This is a genomic window from Bacillus altaicus (genome assembly GCF_042136375.2).
In the GTDB taxonomy this organism is placed as follows: Bacteria; Bacillota; Bacilli; order Bacillales; family Bacillaceae_G; genus Bacillus_A; species Bacillus_A cereus_U.
Map to the genome: position 1 here is coordinate 1,921,908 of NZ_CM143394.1, position 17,769 is coordinate 1,939,676.

The window sequence follows — 17,769 nt, forward strand, 5'->3', positions numbered from 1 at the left end:
GGAGAGATATAGATGAATAAGTATGATATTCAAATGATGCCACTTCAAGCAGATGAAAGCTTTCCTTTTATGGGGAGGCTGGTAGATGCAAAAAGAACTGATACAGGAATTTCTGTCCAAATACCTGCTGATATGTTAAATAATGCGGGCATTCCTGATAGCACTAGTAAGGTCGAAGTGTGGAGAGAAATGTCCGACGGAACAATCTGTTTCAGAATTGCAACAAGATGTGAATTGTGTGGACGTGGTGCAAGACTTTATGAGTTAGATATGGGATTTGCGAAAAAAAATATTTGTGCAGATGATTATTTCAAACTGACAGGTAAAAATCCATCGCAAGAAATGGTAAAAACAACTGAAAATACAACGCAACCGGAGCAGCAATAGCTGGTCTTTTTTATTTTGAATAAAATACGGCATTTATTCCAAAGAGGGACGAGCAATCGTCTCTCTCTTTTTATTTTGAAAGGAGCTGAACCAATGCAAGAAATTCAAGATTTAAAGCAAGAGATCCAACAGATAAAGTTAGATCAAAAAGATATGCAACGAGACATCCGAAACATAGAAACACGTACCACTGTCAATGAAAAGGACATTGTGAATATAAACAAACAGCTTGAGAAGATTAGCGCCAATACTACCTGGATTCTCCGCATCATTATTGGTGCAATCGCAACAGCACTTATCGGCTTACTATTGAAGGGAGGTGGTATGTAATGTTTGAAATTACTGTAATGATTGGAATTGTAATTGGTCTTTCACAGATTGCAAAAACAATTGGATTACAAACAAAATATGTTCCGTTATTGAATTTAACGCTTGGCATTGTGCTAGGCGTTTTATTTTTTGGCGGAGATATCAAAACAAATGTATTTCAAGGAATCATCATTGGACTATCAGCAAGTGGATTATTTGACCACACAAAAATTATGAAAAAGGATGTTGATGCTAAATGAAAAAGACAATGAAACATATTACCTCATTTCTTATGATTCTAGTACTTGCTGGCTCTTTTGCAACAAGTGCTTTTGCTGATAGAACGCTTATTATTCCTGATTTACCAAAACAACCATACCGTTATGGTGTAGGTGCTTATGAAGGCGTTGTAGCTCATTCAACGGCAACACCAGAAGCGCCTGCTATTAATATTCAAAAATATGAGTCTCGTACATGGCGCAATGCATTCGTTCACTATGCAGTCGATTGGAACGAAACAATTCAAATTGCGGATACAAAGTATATTGCTTATGGGGGCGGACCTGGCGCTAATAAACGATTTGTACATGTAGAGTTATGTGAAACCGCAGACTATACAAAATTTAAGCGCAGCTATGATAAATACGTTAAGTTACTAGCTAAAATTCTCCGTGACCGTGGGTTATCTGTAGAAAAAGGATTATGGACTCACTACGATGTGACGAAATATCTTGGTGGAACAGATCATGAAGATCCACTTGATTATTTACGTAGTCATGGCGTTTCAGAAGCTCAATTTCGTACGGATGTACAACGTGCATACAATAATTCTAATGTGGAAGTTTCTGTTCCTGAAAAGCCATCTAAACCAGCAGAAGTACCAACAGCTGTAACAGATGGTATCGCTTATATTGAAGGGTACAATGTTAACTTACGTAAAGGACCAGGTACAAGCTATTCTAAAATTCGTCAGTTAAATAAACCAGAATCATATATTGTGTGGGGCGAAAAGGATGGTTGGTTAAATCTTGGCGGTGAGCAATGGATTAAAAACGATCCATCTTATGTGAAGTTTAGTAAGAAAAGCACAGTAGATTCTTCTATTGTTGGGAAGCGTGTTGTTTCAAAAGTTAACAATCTACGTTTCTATGATGCTCCATCTTGGCAGGATAAAGATGTTGCTGGCTCTGTAGATGCAGGGTTAGGATTCACAATTGATGTGAAAGTAACTGTCAATGGATCGTCACAATATAAAGTACACAATAGCAAAGGCAAAACATACTATGTAACAGCAAATGAAGCCTATGTGTATGTGAAGTGAAAACAAGGGCCGTCCTTAATTGGGCGGCTTTTTTTATTTGTTGCTTAGCGTGTTTTTTTCAAAATGCTATTGGTTAAAAGGAGACAAAAAAATAAGACCAATCACTATGGTCTTATCACTTTCTATCCGTTATTGTAAATCTAATGTTGCTTGTTCGGTCTTGACCTACATATCGTTCATATGAAAAATCATAATCGTTTGGTGACTCGTTTGCTCCTACCCCTTTAGCGATTAGCTTATCTATCTCTTCTATAGATAGTTTTGAGTCTGCGATACGAATCAAACACTCCATTAGCTTATGATACTGTTCATATGCTGTCTTATCTTCAAATACTCGTTTGTTTGTTGCAACTGAAACGGAGTTTGATACCCAATCACTCTTACCCATCTTTGAATAAATCGTGAATCCATTCCAGTTTGCGGAATAAACCCTGTCGTTTTCCTTTTCACGATACTCTATACTTGAATCTTTAATTTCAATTGTGCCATTTGAGTACTCTTTTAACTTGTTTTCAAAGTCTAATTGATGTGTGAACCCGTCTTCTATAGTATCCTTAGATGATAGACACCCTACGAGTATCAGTCCGATTAGGCTTGCTAGTAATACTTTAATTTTCATATACGTTATTCCTTACTTTAATTAGTTACTCTCTTATATCCGTCTTCGTCCATAAGAATCAAGGACACTTCTTTATGAGTTGGCTCCTTTTTATTGCTATGATATTTAAAATTTACTTTTAGATAATGCTTTTAATATAGGATTTATAATTCTACCTATTAAACGAAATCCCCTAAATATAGATTTGACAACCTTCAAACTATCTCCCTCCCTTAAATTAAGTTTATTATACCAAATTCTTTTAATACAAATTGAAATGATATAGACATACTAAAAAATAAGTAATAAAAAAGCCCTTCTCGAATGAAAGGGCTTTGCTATTTTATAAATCAAATGGAAATAAAAAAAATCTTCCAATAGGAGATAGTATGTTTTTGTTAGATGGAGAAAATATTTGGATAAAATACCTATTCAAATTTTACCATATGATGTATTTTATAAAAGGAAGGATTTAAGATGAATTTCCTAGAATATCTTAAAATGAAGGCTGTGAGGAAAACATGTTATCGGAGGAATATATACAATTATTGGTGGAAACCACAAATGAAGTATACCCGAAATATATTCAGAATCATATATTAAAGGGATTAGAAAAAAACGAAATTGTTAAAGATGATGGTAATTTGTCATTGGATGATGCGAGTTTTGATTTGTCGGAAATTCCAGAAGAGGAAAAACTTGTAATAAGTATACAACAAAGTGAAAAAGTCGCTAAATTTCTAGAAGAATGGGAATTTAATAAGCACTATAAGTATTCTGTTATTTTTAATTACGATGAATTCGAGCAGGGAAATCTTGATAGTGCTGTATTAAAAGGAGAAGTTTTAAATTTTACTACTTCTAATGATACATTTGATGAATTAGTATCAACTAAGAGAAATGGATTTGGAGAAATGGAATTTGCCGAATCTGTTATACCTACTAAGTATGAAACAGATGAATTTCTTTTTCTAAAATTTAATATTAAATATCAGTTCAACTCTTTTCAGGAGGGGCGTATAGCTAAGTTTAAATATCCAATTTTGGTTGTATTTTTTAAGGAACTGAATGTTTTTGAAATCAGGTTTGACACAATTAAAAATGCCTACAAGGATAAAGATACACTCTATGTAGACAATATTAGTATGATACATCATTGGTTAAGAAATGTATTAAAATTAAATATTTCAAATGTCAATCTTGAGACAAAAATAGAAGCTATATGTAAGGATAAGACAAATAATGTTGTGGTGCATTCTCAATGTATGAGTTTAAGAACAGGTGGTAAAGCAACATTAGAAGTAGGAGGTAACGCTGATAATTTACTCCCAATACTAGGTGAACTTAAAGAATTAATGAAACGAAATAAAATCTTATTTGATAAAAATGAAAAAATAAAAGAATTGCTAGAAGATTTTATTAATGATACAGAAGAAACTGCAGATTTACCGTGGATAGCCTTGCGCTGGACGAATGATGTGAAAGCGAAAGAAATTATCGTGAAATTCCAACACCTTTATATGGGAGCAGATTATAGCTTACTTCAGTATCTTGGAAGTCAAACACAGGTGGAGAGAATGAATTATGTTACCAAATATCTTATTGAAAATTGAAGAAAAACTTAAAGGTACGTCATTGTTGTCTGGTGATCAACTAGATAGGTTTTTGGTGTTACTAAAGCGTTATAAAAAGGGGGAATGGTTATATCCGGGCGTTTTAATTAGAAAATTAGATATACCATCTTCTAAAGCGTATAAGTTACTGGATATTTTGAAGGATATTGGAATTCTGGAAGTTAATTATGAATTATATTGTCACAGATGTAATACCTTTGAAGGGACTATATATGAAACTTTTTCGCAAATGCCAAACGACTTAAGTTGTGAGGGTGAGGGATGTGAGGCAGAATTAATACCATTAGTAAACTCGATTGTTATTTATAAGGTGATTAATGATGGCAAGTAATAGAGAAATAAATGCAAAAGAATATTATTTACAAATCCTTCAAGATAGAGAAAAAGTATTTAAAGAAATAACAAGGTTAAGTACTGCAGAAAAAGAAACATATAGTGAACTCCTTAGTAATTTAAAAGAAGTAAATAAGAATAGAAAAGCGTACTCTAACCAAGATATTGGAAAAGCATTAGAGGACATAGTCAGTTTCATATTGAAAAAATCTTCGGTTTTTGAAGTGAAGGAAAATATACATACCTCTAGTAACGAAGTTGATCAATTGGTATTACTTAATAGTACAGGTAAGGCATTCCAAAACGCTGGTTATTTAGATGTCAGAGGAGAATATTTTTTAAGTGAATGCAAAAATTATCAGGGGAAAATTGGGGTAACTTGGCCGGGCAAGTTTTATTCGTTGCTAAGTGTACAAGCTTGTAAATTAGGAGTTCTATTTTCTTATAATGGTCTGACTGGAACTGGATGGAATGCAGCAGCTGGTTTAATTAAAAAACTTTTTCTGACAAAGGAGAAGCTAGAAGATAGGACTTATATTATTGAGTTTAATGTTAATGATTTTAATAAAATCGCTGATGGAGTAAGTTTTTTAGAAATTTTAGAAGCGAAAGTTAAAGAATTAAAAACAGGTACTAACTTTTCTCATTTTATTACAGACCACCCAGCCATGAAGAAAGCTTGATGAATAAAAGATATTTACTCATTTCTAAATTTTTATGTTTGAAAAAACATTATGTAAAAACCTAGCAATTGGGCTAGGTTTTTTTTATAAAAAACATGTTTCGAATATATTTTTTTAAAACCAAGTGAAAAGAATAATGAGTGTAATTATTTAAATGTTTATATATAAAAAATTAGATAATGGTCTAATTTAATTATTCGTTTACTTATGTATCCCCCACAAAAACACCCACAATTCACCACAAAAATAAAAAGAGTGATGAATCACAATGAAACATCACTTTTATAAAACTTTGATAAATCAACGTTTTCGCTACAGCTTAAAATACGATGAATTCAGAGGATATATTCCGCACGCAAGTACACTAATGGGAAAGTAATAAATTGATGCTAATGATTTATGTATATAATTTAGAGAATTAAACAAATTTAATTTCTCATGTTGTTTACATATATAATAGAAGATAATAAAAAAACTGCATATTTTCATTGGTGTCATCATGTTGGTGTAAACCTCATGCGCCTAATGGCTACAAAAGACATCTACTTCGTACCATTCGGCCAAGATGCACCAGAGAAAAAACCGAACTCAATGGTAGCTCGTATGGAGTTACTTGAAGATACAGTATTAGAAGCGTTACAAGGAAAACAATTACAACCTGTTGTTGTAGAAAAATTCAGATATATGAATTAAAAAACGAAAAAAACGTACAATTTTTGTTGAAACCATCATTCTTACTGTAGAATATGATAAAATTAACGTTATTAAGATTAGAAGGGGCATTGTAAGCTCCTTCTAATTCTAAGTTATAGAAGGATTGGTATCTAGAAAGGGGCATAGTGATGGAAAAGCAAAAAACTTTTCATGTCGCTGTAGTTGGAGCAACCGGCGCAGTTGGTGAACAAATGTTAAATACTTTAGAGAAACGAGAATTTCCAATTGGGAAGTTAACGTTACTTTCATCTAAACGATCTGCAGGTAAGAAACTTGTATTTAAAGGCGAAGAATTTACAGTTCAAGAGGCAACTCCTGAAAGTTTTGAAGGAGTAGATATTGCACTATTTAGTGCAGGTGGATCTGTATCGAAACAATTAGCGCCAGAAGCAGCAAAGCGCGGTGCAATTGTTGTTGATAATACAAGTGCATTCCGTATGACAGAAAACGTGCCACTTGTTGTACCTGAAGTAAATGAAAATGATTTAAAAGAACATAATGGTATTATTGCAAATCCAAACTGTTCTACAATTCAAATGGTAGTAGCTCTTGAGCCAGTTCGCCAGCAATATGGTTTAAAACGAGTAATCGTTTCCACATATCAAGCTGTATCAGGTGCTGGTGCGGCAGCTATTGAAGAACTTCATGAACAATCACAAGCAATCTTAAATGGCGAAGAAGTAAAGGCGAATGTTTTACCTGTATCAGGTGACGAAAAGCATTTCCAAATCGCTTTTAATGCTATTCCACAGATTGATAAATTCCAAGATAATGGATTTACATTTGAAGAAATGAAAATGATTAATGAAACGAAAAAAATTATGCATATGCCTGAATTAGAAGTAGCTGCGACATGTGTACGTTTACCAGTTGTATCGGGTCATTCCGAGTCTGTGTACATTGAAGTGGATAAAGAAGGCGTAACAGTAGAAGAAATGAAAAACTTACTTGCAAATGCAGAAGGTATTGTACTGCAAGATAATCCAGCAGAGCAGTTATATCCAATGCCAGCTACTGCAGTAGGTAAAAACGAAGTATTCGTTGGAAGAATCCGTAAAGATTTAAATAATGATAAAGGATTCCATCTTTGGGTCGTATCTGATAACTTATTAAAAGGCGCTGCATGGAATTCTGTTCAAATTGCAGAGCGCTTAGTAAAATTACAATTAGTGTAAACGGCTAAGAGAAGGTGCAAAATATGAAAATTATTGTTCAAAAATTTGGTGGAACATCAGTACGTGATGACAATGGGCGTAAGCATGCGCTTCACCATATAAAAAAATCGTTAGCTGCTGGTTATAAAGTAGTTACTGTCGTATCAGCAATGGGCCGTAAAGGTGAACCGTATGCAACTGATACGTTATTAAGTCTTGTAAATCAAGAGGAATCTAATATTTCTAAACGTGAGCAAGATTTATTATTATCATGTGGAGAATTAATCTCAGCAATTGTTTTCTCTAACATGTTGAATGAGAATGGTATAAAAGCAGCAGCATTAAATGGTGCACAAGCTGGTTTTGTAACGAATAATGACTTTACGAATGCTAAGATTATTGAAATGAATTGCGATCGTATACATGAAGAGTTAGAAAATGTAGATGTTATCGTTGTTACTGGATTCCAAGGTCAAACGAAAAATGGAGATACGACAACACTTGGCCGCGGAGGTAGTGATACTTCAGCTTCAGCATTAGGTGTTGCGCTTCATGCTGAATATATCGATATATTCACAGATGTTGAAGGTGTTATGACTGCGGATCCTCGTATCGTAAAAGATGCGCGTCATCTTCAAACTGTAACATATAACGAGATTTGTAACATGGCTTATCAAGGTGCGAAAGTTGTTCATCCGCGTGCGGTTGAAATTGCGATGCATGCAAAAGTACCACTTCGTGTACGTTCTACGTATTCTGATAGTGAAGGTACGCTTATTGCGGCATATGATGGTGCTACAAAAGGGCAGGATGTAGAAGAACGTCCTGTTACAGGGATTGCCCATGTGTCAAATGTAACGCAAATTAAAGTGCTTGCAAAAGAAACTGCATATGATTTACAACAACACGTGTTTAAAGAAATGGCTAATGAAGGGATTAGTGTGGACTTAATTAACATTTCTCCTACCGGTGTAGCTTACACAGTAAAGGATAGTGTATCAGCGCGTGCAGTTGAGGTTTTAAAGCAACTTGGATATGATCCAGTTGTGACAGAGCATTGTGCAAAGGTTTCTATCGTTGGTGCTGGAATGGCAGGTATTCCAGGGGTTACAGCGAAAATTGTCACAGCTTTAGCGGAAAAAGGTATTCAAATTCTGCAATCAGCAGATAGTCATACGACAATTTGGGTTCTTGTAAAAGAAGCCGATTTAGTGGAGGCTGTGAATGCATTACATAGTGCATTTGAGCTTTCAAAAGAAAAGCAACTGGAACAATAAGGAGTGAGATCATGACAGATTTTGGGATAATTGCAACCGCGATGGTAACACCGTTTGATAAAAACGGTAATATCGATTTTGCAAAGACAACGAAATTGGTAAATTATTTAATTGATAACGGTACAACAGCAATCGTGGTAGGAGGAACGACTGGAGAATCTCCTACATTAACATCAGAAGAAAAAGTAGCGTTATATCGCCATGTCGTATCTGTTGTCGATAAAAGGGTGCCCGTAATCGCTGGAACAGGTAGCAATAATACGCATGCTTCTGTTGATTTAACAAAAAAGGCAACTGAAGTTGGTGTTGATGCAGTTATGCTAGTGGCACCGTATTATAACAAACCGAGTCAAGAAGGAATGTACCAGCACTTTAAAACAATCGCTGAAAGTACTCCGCTTCCGGTAATGCTATATAATGTTCCAGGGCGATCTATTGTACAAATCTCCGTTGATACAGTTGTTCGTTTATCAGAAATAGAAAACATTGTTGCGATTAAAGATGCAGGCGGCGATGTGTTAACAATGACAGAAATCATTGAAAAAACAGCGGACGACTTTGCAGTATACAGCGGTGATGATGGTTTAACATTACCAGCTATGGCAATTGGAGCAAAAGGTATTGTTTCTGTAGCATCTCATGTTATCGGGAATGAAATGCAAGAAATGATTGCTGCATTCCAAGCTGGAGAGTTCAAAAAAGCGCAGAAATTACATCAATTACTAGTAAAAGTAACGGATGCACTATTTATGGCGCCAAGCCCAACACCAGTAAAAACAGCATTACAAATGGTGGGATTAGATGTAGGTTCTGTACGTTTGCCACTTCTTCCATTAACGGAAGAAGAAAGAGTAACGTTACAATCTGTAATGCAATCTATTCCTCGTTAATAAAAATGACCTAGTGTGAAACTAGGTCATTTTTATTTTGACTAACTATATGTAAGTGGTGAAAATTAGCTATAGTTAATAGGCTGTAATAAGAAGGGGATGGCAGGGGTAGGATTAGTAAGAAACTGATTACAGAGATAAGATTTTTTTAGTGAATATCGTTTCATGTTTATGTAAAGAACTTACATGAATATTTTTCCATTAAACTCCTATTACGTAGGAAAAATAGTGAGTATGATATGAAAATCCCCCCCCGAAAATTACAGCCTCGCTTTAGCGTCTTCTCTTGTCTTTCGTATAATTTAACTTGTGTTCTATTTCTTGTATCAGGTATAATATGGCTAAGTAGCTTAGTACGGGTATGCTTAGCAAAATTAGTAAAAATTACGATTCAATGAAATTTTCATATCATATCGAATAAGATATTTGATTTATATAATGAAAGAGAGGTGAAACCTGGTTTAAAAAATTAACAAGGACATGATATCGCATAACGGTAAGGACATTCGTCTTGGACGGTGAATATATGGTGGTTGTAGAGTTTCCCCTGGTGTCTCTGCAATTTTAGTGAAATCAGTGTTTGCAAGATTTTTAAACCAGGCAACAACATGAAGAGAAAAGAGAATGAGTCTGTTAAAGTATTTGCTCTTGGCGGAGTAGGTGAAATCGGAAAAAACATGTACTGTGTTGAAATTGATTCTGAAATCTTTATTGTAGATGCAGGATTGATGTTCCCGGGAGATGAAATGTTTGGGATTGATATTGTTATTCCTGACATTACATATTTAGTAGAAAATCAAGAGCGAGTAAAAGGTCTATTTATTACCCATGGTCATGAAGATCATATTGGTGGAATTGTTTATGTGCTTCGTAAATTATCTATTCCAGTATATGCGACGAAATTAACGGTAGGACTTATACAAGAAAAGCTTGGCGAAGCAGGAATGTTAGGCCGTGTAGACTTAAAAACAATTGACTCGAATTCAACAGTAGAGTTTAATTCAACAACTGTGTCATTCTTCGGAACGACACATAGTATTCCGGATTCTGTGGGTGTTTGTTTCCATACATCAAAAGGTGCTGTAGTATATACAGGAGACTTTAAATTTGATCAAACTCCAATCGGAAATAATGGAGCAGATCTTGGAAAAATGGCGCAAATTGGAAATGAAGGCGTACTTTGCTTGTTATCTGATAGTACAAACGCTGAACGTCCTGGTTATACAGGTTCGGAAAAAGAAGTTGGTATAGAGATTTCTAAAGTATTCTATAGTTCAGAAGGACGTATTATTGTTGCTTCATTTGCCTCCAATGTACATCGTATTCAACAAGTGTTTGATGCAGCTGCTGAAACTGGAAGGAAAGTAGCCGTAGTAGGACGTAGTATGGTAAAAGTGGTAGATATTGCAAGACGTCTTGGTTATTTAGATGTTCCAGAAGGTATGGTTATTTCATTACAAGAAATAGACAATTTCCCGGAAAAAAAGGTAGCTATTTTAACGACTGGTAGTCAAGGGGAACCGATGGCAGCCCTTTCTAGAATGGCGAAGCAAGCTCATAAACAAATTTCAATTCGTAAAGGTGATACTGTTATTATTGCAGCTTCTCCAATTCCAGGAAATGAAATATCTGTATCAAAAATTATTGACTTGTTATTTAGATCTGGGGCTGAGGTTATTTATTACGGTGAAAGAAAAGTTCACGTTTCAGGTCACGGTAGCCAAGAAGAATTAAAGCTGATGATAAATTTAATGAAGCCGAAGTATTTTGTACCCGTACATGGTGAGTTCCGTATGCAAAAAGCACATGCATATTTAGCGGAAGATGTAGGTATTAAGAGAGAGAATATCTTTATCGTAGAAAAAGGTGATGTAATTGCTTTTGGTGACGATGAAGCAAAAATAGCTGGTAAAGTGCAAGCTGGTAATGTTTTAATTGATGGATTAGGTGTAGGTGACGTCGGTAACATCGTTCTTCGAGATAGAAAGATGTTATCTCAAGATGGAATTTTAGTTGTTGTTGTAACACTAGGTAAGGATGAAAAGAAAATAATCTCTGGTCCAGAAATTATTTCACGCGGCTTTGTATATGTTCGTGAATCAGAAGCATTAATCGAACGATCCACAGATATTGTACGTATGATTGTTGAACAATCAATTAAAGAGTATACAATTGAATGGTCTATGTTGAAACAAAATATTCGTGAATTATTAGGGCAGTTCTTGTACGAAGAAACGAAGAGAAAGCCAATGATTTTACCGATTATTATGGAAGTATAAAGAAGGTCACCTTTACAGGTGATCTTTTTCTTTTTTAACCCTATCGAATGAAATTCATAACTTAAGAAATAATAGTTATATACGAGTGAAAGGGGATGCGATATGACAGAACGTGATCGTTATACAAATGCAGAAAAAGAAGCTGAGCCGAAAGAAGTTTCAAAAGAGGCTTCTATAGTGGAGAAAATTCAGCAACTTGGACAGACGAATGTACCACAAATGAATGAATCGCGTATTCATTGCTTAACAATTGTTGGGCAGGTGGAAGGTCATATTCAGTTGCCACCACAAAATAAAACAACAAAATATGAACACATCATTCCGCAAATTGTCGCGATTGAACAAAATCCGAAAATTGAAGGTTTACTGTTAATATTAAATACAGTTGGAGGTGACGTTGAAGCTGGGTTAGCGATTTCTGAAATGGTGGCTTCGCTTTCAAAACCAACTGTATCTCTTGTTTTAGGAGGAGGGCATTCAATCGGTGTACCGATTGCGGTCTCAACTGATTATTCATTTATTGCCGAAACAGCGACGATGACAATTCATCCGATTCGTTTAACAGGCCTTGTTATAGGTGTGCCGCAAACATTTGAGTATTTGGATAAAATGCAAGAAAGAGTCATTCGATTTGTGACAAAGCATTCGAAAGTAACGGAAGATCGTTTTAAAGAGCTTATGTTTGCAAAAGGGAATTTGACGCGAGATATTGGGACGAATGTAATAGGTGGAGATGCAGTGAAGTATGGTCTTATAGATGGTGTCGGTGGTATTGGTAGCGCACTTCGAAAATTAAACGAATTAATTGATGAACACATGGATAATAGTGCAGAAGGGACAATGCTACAATGATTTTATATACAATTATGCCAGAGCAACTTGTGTATCCGGCCGATTATTCACAATGCGAAAGCCAAAAAGTTGTGAATATAAATGGCGTGGAATTAGTGGTTTCTGAGGAGGATAATCAATGTTACTCTATTGTACGTGTATTAAGTACGGATCCGTCTCACTACCTAGAGTTTGAGCCTGGACAGAAAATTACCTTTTAGCAAAAAGAAGGATTTTGTTTAGGAGCTATGGTATAATATAAAAAACAAGACGGTCGAGCAGCCATGAGTAGGCTGCTTTCTTCTGTTTATTTAACATTTTACAAGAAGTGTAAAAATAGAAGATATAAAGACCTGAAAAATAGAGAGAAAGACATATAAGTAGAGCTTTTTTTATAAGAAAGTTGTACTTAATTTTTAGAACACGAGGTGAAGAAATGGCAAAACAAAAGCAAAGAGGGACGAAGGCTAAGGCAAGACGTACGATAAAGCCAACTTTGTATTATGAAATCGTCGGGTTGACTCTTTTTGCGCTTTCGATTATTACGATTTTACAGCTAGGTGTTGTAGGGAAATCGTTTGTGTTGTTTTTTCGCTTCTTCTTTGGTGAGTGGTACATAATTGGTGTATTAGGTGTAATAGCTTTATCTGTTGCGTTTGTAATAAAGCGGGGATGGCCAAACCTTTTAAATAAACGGCTAATAGGTGTTTATTTAATTGTACTAGCAATATTAATGTTTAGTCATATTACATTATTTAACCTTCTTACGAAAGATGGAGCTGTGCAAAATACTTCTGTAATTGTTAGTACAAAAGATTACTTCTTCCTTGAAATGAAAAAGGGCCCGGATAGTGTTCATTTAGGTGGTGGTATGTTCGGTGCACTGATGTTCGCAACGTGCTACTTCTTATTTGACGAAGTAGGGGCATATATCATTGGAATTATTTTAGTTATTCTTGGAATACTTTGTATAACAAATAAGCATATTGGAGAAGTACTTGCTCCGGTAGGGAGAATTCTTAGAAGTCAATTTCAAGTAATGCAAGGGGATTATAAAGATTGGAAATCTCAAAGGGTCGCCGAGCAAACTGAAAAGAAAAAAACAACAAGAAGCAAGAGACGTGAACGTGTTGCTGAACAAGAAGAAGCTATTGAGCCAGTAGAAGAAATAGAAATTGGTCCACCAATTATTTCGAATTTTACTGAGAATTATCCAGTAAGTGAAGAGACGGAAAAGCAGATAGAAGAAAATGATTTAATCAATCCTCCGTTTATTGAAGAGGCAGTTCCACCTACACCAGAAGAACAATCTCAAAAGAAACGAGGAGAAAAAATCGTTGAATCGCTAGAAGGTGAAACGAAAGCACCTCCTATGCAATTTTCTAATGTGGAAAATAAAGATTATAAGCTTCCTTCGCTTGATATATTAAAGTTTCCCCAAAATAAGCAAGTTACAAATGAAAATGCGGAAATTTATGAAAATGCTCGTAAATTGGAACGTACATTCCAAAGTTTTGGTGTGAAAGCGAAAGTAACAAAAGTACATAGAGGTCCTGCAGTTACGAAGTATGAAGTGTATCCTGATATGGGAGTAAAGGTAAGTAAAATTGTTAGTTTAAGTGATGATTTAGCGCTTGCTTTAGCAGCGAAAGACATTCGTATTGAAGCACCTATTCCCGGGAAATCAGCTGTAGGGATTGAGGTTCCGAATTCAGAAGTTTCTATGGTAACGCTGAGAGAAGTTCTTGATTCAAAGGCGAATAACCACCCAGAAGAGAAGTTATTAATTGGTCTTGGACGTGATGTTACAGGAGAGGCTGTATTGGCACGTTTAAATAAAATGCCCCATTTATTAGTAGCTGGTGCGACTGGTAGTGGAAAGAGTGTATGTATTAATGGAATTATTGTAAGTATTTTAATGCGTGCGAAACCGCATGAAGTAAAATTAATGATGATTGATCCGAAAATGGTAGAGTTAAATGTATATAACGGTGTTCCACACTTATTAACACCAGTTGTAACTGATCCGAAAAAAGCGTCACAGGCTTTGAAGAAAGTTGTGAGTGAAATGGAGCGTCGTTATGAATTATTTGCGCATAGCGGTACGCGTAACATGGAAGGGTATAACGATTATATTAAAGAACATAATAGCCAATCGGAAGCGAAACAACCTGAATTACCATATATTGTGGTAATTGTGGACGAGTTAGCTGATTTAATGATGGTTGCTTCTTCGGATGTAGAAGATGCGATTATGCGTTTAGCACAAATGGCACGTGCTGCTGGTATTCATTTAATTATTGCGACTCAGCGCCCGTCAGTTGATGTTATCACGGGTGTTATTAAAGCGAATATTCCATCGCGTATTGCATTTGCTGTATCTTCCCAAATAGATTCTCGAACGATTCTTGACGGTGGTGGTGCAGAGAAGTTGCTAGGTCGTGGAGATATGTTGTTCATACCAATTGGTGCATCGAAACCTGTTCGTGTACAAGGGGCGTTTTTATCAGATGATGAAGTTGAGAGAGTCGTAGAATCTGTTATTGCGCAGCAAAAAGCGCAATATCAAGAGGATATGATTCCACAAGATGTTCCTGAAACAAAGCAGGAAGTAGAAGATGAATTATACGATGAAGCGGTTCAGCTTGTAGTAGAAATGCAAACAGCATCTGTTTCTATGTTACAACGTAGATTTAGAGTAGGATATACGCGAGCAGCTCGTTTAATTGATGCCATGGAAATGAATGGTGTAGTAGGTCCTTATGAAGGTAGTAAACCAAGGGGAGTACTCATTAAAGATGTGCAAGAAAAAAGTTCTTAAAAAAAGCCTAATTGTTTTTACAATTAGGCTTTTTTATATGCTGTTTTTGTTATATACTATATTCAACAGAAAAGAAAGTGCTTACATAATAGGGAGCTCTTTAGAATACGAATGCTTATCGTTTTGGTTTTCGAAACGTTCGATATTTAATGTAGAAAAATGTTGAATTCTGTTGACACATATGGGAGCAAGTGGTAAGATTACTTCGAAAAGAACCACTGCCTCATATAATCTTGGAGATAAGGTCCATAAGTTTCTACCTGGCAACCATGAATTGCTAGACTATGAGGGGAAAAGTGTGTAACAAAGGATGTAAGGAATCTTTGTGCCGAACTTTTTCTCGATATGAGGAATGTTTGTGGTGCAAAGTTTTTTTTATGGAATAAAGTGTGAAAATTTCATCTTGAAAAATTATTAATATTTATTAGACTATTACGCTTATTTTTAGTATTTAGTAATTTATACTATGTTGTAAGTTGAAAAAAGAGAAAAGAAGTCTTACATCAGAGGTCGAATAATTGAAATGCGGGGGAGTCTTATGTCAGTAAAATCCGATAGTCGTCACCTATATTTGCGAGTGATTGATCACATCAAAGGAAAAATTAAAGATGGGGCTTACAAAGAAAAACAAAAGTTACCTTCAGAGTTTGATCTAGCGAAAGAACTTGGTGTAAGTAGGGCAACTTTAAGGGAAGCACTACGTATTTTAGAAGAAGAAAATGTTGTTATTCGTAGACATGGTGTAGGGACATTTGTAAATGCGAAGCCGTTATTTTCTTCTGGAATAGAGCAACTTTCTAGTATTACAGATATGATTTCTAGTGTGGGGAAAACACCAGGAACAATCTTTTTATCATCATCTACAACAACTTTAACAGAAGAAGAAAAAGAGAAATTTAATTGTGAAGATGGTTTTAGCGCAGTAATGATTGAACGTGTTCGTACAGCGGATGGGGAACCAGTTGTATATTGCATTGATAAACTGGCAAAAGAAATATTACCAGATTTATCGGGATACAATGAGGAATCGCTGCTTACAGTAATACATAATAATACGCACAAGCGTATCACATACGCAGTTGCTCACATTGAACCGATTGGTTATCACCCGAAAATTTCACCGATTTTAGAATGTGAACCTGAAACGGCACTGCTAGTTTTAAAACAAATGCACTATGATCAAAATGATGAGCCAATCTTATATTCTATTAATTACTTTAGAGCTGATAAGTTTAGCTTCCACGTATTAAGAAAACGTATGTAGGGAAGTTCCTTTTTAGGGAGGTGACAGCAAGAAGTAAGGGACAGCAGCGTATGAATCATTAGACAAAACATTTCAGGAGGGGTTTCTAGTATGAAGAAAAAAACAGGTCTTTTATTATCGTTAACATTAGCAGCAAGTACAGTGTTAGGTGCATGTGGTAACTCGGATAAAGCGGATAGTGACAAAAAAGGGGATAAAGAGTTTAAGGTTGGTATGGTTACAGATGTTGGGGGCGTTGATGACAAATCATTCAACCAATCAGCTTGGGAAGGTTTAACGAAATTTGGTAAAGACAACGATTTAAAGAAAAATGAAGGATATCGTTACCTTCAATCAAGTAAAGATGCTGATTACATTCCGAATTTAACGAAATTTGCGAAAGATCATTATAATACAACGTTTGGTATTGGATTTTTAATGCAAGACTCGATTGAAAAGGTTGCAAAACAATATCCGAAAGAGCAATTTGCAATTGTAGATACTGTTGTGAAAGAACCGAATGTAACAAGTATTACATTTAAAGATCATGAAGGTTCATTCCTAGTTGGTGCTGTAGCAGCAATGACAACAAAATCAAATAAAGTTGGTTTTGTTGGTGGTGTGAAGAGTCCATTAATTACAAAATTCGAATCAGGTTTTAAAGCTGGAGCGAAAGCGGTAAATCCAAATATCGAAATTGTAGCGCAATATGCAGATGCATTTGATAAGCCAGAAAAAGGATCTGTATTAGCTTCAGCAATGTACGGTCAAGGCGTTGACGTAATTTACCATGCTTCAGGTGCAACTGGTAACGGTGTATTCACAGAAGCGAAAAACCGTAAGAAAAAAGGTGAAAATGTTTGGGTAATCGGTGTTGACCGTGACCAAAATCAAGAAGGTATGCCTGAAAACGTAACTTTAACTTCTATGGTGAAACGTGTTGATATTGCAGTTGCAAAAGTAGCACAAGAAGCGAAAGATGGTAAGTTAAAAGGCGGTAAAGTAGAAGAGTTTGGCTTAAAAGATGATGGTGTTGGTATCTCAAAATCAACTGATAATGTGAAAAAAGTAAACCCAGAAATTTTAACAAAAGTAGAAGAATTTGAGAAGAAAATCACTGCTGGTGAAATTAAAGTACCTGCGACTGATGATGAATATAAAGCATACGAAGCTGCTCTAAAGAAATGATGATAGAGCAATAGCAAAGGTTAGTTCTTAGAACTAACCTTTGTATATATAAAAATACTTTTAATAGAGTGTAATTGGGGAGTGTTCCCTGCTAGAAGGAGGAACAA

The 17,769-nt window shown here is 35.4% G+C and carries 17 protein-coding genes, 1 pseudogene and 1 riboswitch; of the genes and pseudogenes, 17 read left to right on the forward strand and 1 reads right to left on the reverse strand.

The window, feature by feature from the left end; all coding sequences use genetic code 11:
* The first annotated feature begins 12 nt into the window (after positions 1–12).
* The 4 genes from ACE38F_RS10195 (at position 13) to ACE38F_RS10210 (ending at position 2,017) form a co-directional block, all read left to right on the forward strand.
* Positions 13–387: a hypothetical protein gene (locus tag ACE38F_RS10195; protein ID WP_375369389.1), complete on the forward strand. Its 375-nt coding sequence runs from the start codon at positions 13–15 to the stop codon at positions 385–387.
* A gap of 93 nt (positions 388–480) precedes the next feature.
* Entirely contained in the window at positions 481–717 is a 237-nt protein-coding gene (locus ACE38F_RS10200; RefSeq protein WP_375369388.1) for a hemolysin XhlA family protein, read from the forward strand.
* Entirely contained in the window at positions 717–956 is a 240-nt protein-coding gene (locus ACE38F_RS10205; RefSeq protein ID WP_199675170.1) for a holin, read from the forward strand. The genes ACE38F_RS10200 and ACE38F_RS10205 overlap by 1 nt, the downstream gene beginning before the upstream one ends.
* Positions 953–2,017 carry an N-acetylmuramoyl-L-alanine amidase gene (locus ACE38F_RS10210; protein WP_375369387.1) on the forward strand — a complete coding sequence of 355 codons (1,065 nt, stop codon included), beginning with the start codon at positions 953–955 and terminating at the stop codon, positions 2,015–2,017. Before ACE38F_RS10205 ends, ACE38F_RS10210 begins: the two co-directional genes overlap by 4 nt.
* A 115-nt stretch (positions 2,018–2,132) precedes the next feature.
* Here ACE38F_RS10210 and ACE38F_RS10215 read toward each other — a convergent pair whose 3' ends face one another.
* Entirely contained in the window at positions 2,133–2,636 is a 504-nt protein-coding gene (locus ACE38F_RS10215; RefSeq protein WP_375369386.1) for a hypothetical protein, read from the reverse strand.
* A 500-nt stretch (positions 2,637–3,136) separates the two neighbouring features.
* On the opposite strand from ACE38F_RS10215, the gene ACE38F_RS10220 reads away from it, so the two are divergent.
* From ACE38F_RS10220 to ACE38F_RS10280, 13 genes and pseudogenes are all read left to right on the forward strand, one after another.
* Positions 3,137–4,228 (forward strand): hypothetical protein, encoded by a 1,092-nt coding sequence (locus ACE38F_RS10220; protein ID WP_375369385.1) that lies wholly within the window; start codon positions 3,137–3,139, stop codon positions 4,226–4,228.
* Positions 4,200–4,580 (forward strand): hypothetical protein, encoded by a 381-nt coding sequence (locus ACE38F_RS10225; RefSeq protein WP_375369384.1) that lies wholly within the window; start codon positions 4,200–4,202, stop codon positions 4,578–4,580. The genes ACE38F_RS10220 and ACE38F_RS10225 overlap by 29 nt, the downstream gene beginning before the upstream one ends.
* Positions 4,570–5,265: an acetylglutamate semialdehyde dehydrogenase gene (locus ACE38F_RS10230; protein ID WP_375369383.1), complete on the forward strand. Its 696-nt coding sequence runs from the start codon at positions 4,570–4,572 to the stop codon at positions 5,263–5,265. Before ACE38F_RS10225 ends, ACE38F_RS10230 begins: the two co-directional genes overlap by 11 nt.
* Before the next feature lie 504 nt (positions 5,266–5,769).
* Positions 5,770–5,958 (forward strand): annotated as a pseudogene (gene spoVFB, locus ACE38F_RS10235) (dipicolinate synthase subunit B); the annotation flags it as partial.
* Positions 5,959–6,107: 149 nt separating this feature from the next.
* A complete protein-coding gene (gene asd, locus ACE38F_RS10240; protein WP_002014577.1) occupies positions 6,108–7,154 on the forward strand; it encodes an aspartate-semialdehyde dehydrogenase in 1,047 nt (348 codons plus the stop codon).
* A gap of 23 nt (positions 7,155–7,177) precedes the next feature.
* Complete coding sequence (gene dapG, locus ACE38F_RS10245; RefSeq protein ID WP_215553947.1) at positions 7,178–8,410, forward strand: aspartate kinase; 1,233 nt, start codon at positions 7,178–7,180, stop codon at positions 8,408–8,410.
* 11 nt (positions 8,411–8,421) lie between these two features.
* Positions 8,422–9,300: a 4-hydroxy-tetrahydrodipicolinate synthase gene (gene dapA / locus ACE38F_RS10250; protein ID WP_375369382.1), complete on the forward strand. Its 879-nt coding sequence runs from the start codon at positions 8,422–8,424 to the stop codon at positions 9,298–9,300.
* 608 nt (positions 9,301–9,908) lie between these two features.
* Positions 9,909–11,579, forward strand: coding sequence for a ribonuclease J (locus tag ACE38F_RS10255; protein WP_215553945.1), 1,671 nt, complete (start codon positions 9,909–9,911; stop codon positions 11,577–11,579).
* Positions 11,580–11,681: 102 nt separating this feature from the next.
* A complete protein-coding gene (gene tepA, locus ACE38F_RS10260; RefSeq protein ID WP_375369381.1) occupies positions 11,682–12,431 on the forward strand; it encodes a translocation-enhancing protein TepA in 750 nt (249 codons plus the stop codon).
* Complete coding sequence (locus tag ACE38F_RS10265) at positions 12,428–12,631, forward strand: YlzJ-like family protein (protein WP_375369380.1); 204 nt, start codon at positions 12,428–12,430, stop codon at positions 12,629–12,631. Before tepA ends, ACE38F_RS10265 begins: the two co-directional genes overlap by 4 nt.
* Positions 12,632–12,846: 215 nt before the next feature.
* Positions 12,847–15,231: a DNA translocase FtsK gene (locus ACE38F_RS10270; protein WP_341306014.1), complete on the forward strand. Its 2,385-nt coding sequence runs from the start codon at positions 12,847–12,849 to the stop codon at positions 15,229–15,231.
* A gap of 203 nt (positions 15,232–15,434) precedes the next feature.
* Positions 15,435–15,536, forward strand: a riboswitch (purine riboswitch).
* A 233-nt stretch (positions 15,537–15,769) separates the two neighbouring features.
* The gene (locus ACE38F_RS10275; protein ID WP_002121705.1) at positions 15,770–16,495 is read left to right on the forward strand and encodes a GntR family transcriptional regulator; all 726 of its coding nucleotides are present in this window, start codon (positions 15,770–15,772) and stop codon (positions 16,493–16,495) included.
* 90 nt (positions 16,496–16,585) lie between these two features.
* Positions 16,586–17,662 (forward strand): BMP family lipoprotein, encoded by a 1,077-nt coding sequence (locus tag ACE38F_RS10280; RefSeq protein ID WP_215553941.1) that lies wholly within the window; start codon positions 16,586–16,588, stop codon positions 17,660–17,662.
* Positions 17,663–17,769: the final 107 nt, after the last annotated feature.

Excerpts from the sequence above, each read along its gene's own strand:
- ACE38F_RS10205 (WP_199675170.1), top strand. The coding sequence starts at position 717 with ATGTTTGAAATTACTGTAATGATTGGAATTGTAATTGGTCTTTCACAG.
- ACE38F_RS10215 (WP_375369386.1), bottom strand. The coding sequence starts at position 2,636 with ATGAAAATTAAAGTATTACTAGCAAGCCTAATCGGACTGATACTCGTA.
- dapA (WP_375369382.1), top strand. The coding sequence starts at position 8,422 with ATGACAGATTTTGGGATAATTGCAACCGCGATGGTAACACCGTTTGAT.
- ACE38F_RS10270 (WP_341306014.1), top strand. The coding sequence starts at position 12,847 with ATGGCAAAACAAAAGCAAAGAGGGACGAAGGCTAAGGCAAGACGTACG.
- ACE38F_RS10210 (WP_375369387.1), top strand. The coding sequence starts at position 953 with ATGAAAAAGACAATGAAACATATTACCTCATTTCTTATGATTCTAGTA.
- dapG (WP_215553947.1), top strand. The coding sequence starts at position 7,178 with ATGAAAATTATTGTTCAAAAATTTGGTGGAACATCAGTACGTGATGAC.
- ACE38F_RS10230 (WP_375369383.1), top strand. The coding sequence starts at position 4,570 with ATGGCAAGTAATAGAGAAATAAATGCAAAAGAATATTATTTACAAATC.
- ACE38F_RS10225 (WP_375369384.1), top strand. The coding sequence starts at position 4,200 with ATGTTACCAAATATCTTATTGAAAATTGAAGAAAAACTTAAAGGTACG.
- asd (WP_002014577.1), top strand. The coding sequence starts at position 6,108 with ATGGAAAAGCAAAAAACTTTTCATGTCGCTGTAGTTGGAGCAACCGGC.
- tepA (WP_375369381.1), top strand. The coding sequence starts at position 11,682 with ATGACAGAACGTGATCGTTATACAAATGCAGAAAAAGAAGCTGAGCCG.
- ACE38F_RS10265 (WP_375369380.1), top strand. The coding sequence starts at position 12,428 with ATGATTTTATATACAATTATGCCAGAGCAACTTGTGTATCCGGCCGAT.
- ACE38F_RS10200 (WP_375369388.1), top strand. The coding sequence starts at position 481 with ATGCAAGAAATTCAAGATTTAAAGCAAGAGATCCAACAGATAAAGTTA.
- ACE38F_RS10255 (WP_215553945.1), top strand. The coding sequence starts at position 9,909 with ATGAAGAGAAAAGAGAATGAGTCTGTTAAAGTATTTGCTCTTGGCGGA.
- ACE38F_RS10220 (WP_375369385.1), top strand. The coding sequence starts at position 3,137 with ATGTTATCGGAGGAATATATACAATTATTGGTGGAAACCACAAATGAA.
- ACE38F_RS10195 (WP_375369389.1), top strand. The coding sequence starts at position 13 with ATGAATAAGTATGATATTCAAATGATGCCACTTCAAGCAGATGAAAGC.
- ACE38F_RS10280 (WP_215553941.1), top strand. The coding sequence starts at position 16,586 with ATGAAGAAAAAAACAGGTCTTTTATTATCGTTAACATTAGCAGCAAGT.
- ACE38F_RS10275 (WP_002121705.1), top strand. The coding sequence starts at position 15,770 with ATGTCAGTAAAATCCGATAGTCGTCACCTATATTTGCGAGTGATTGAT.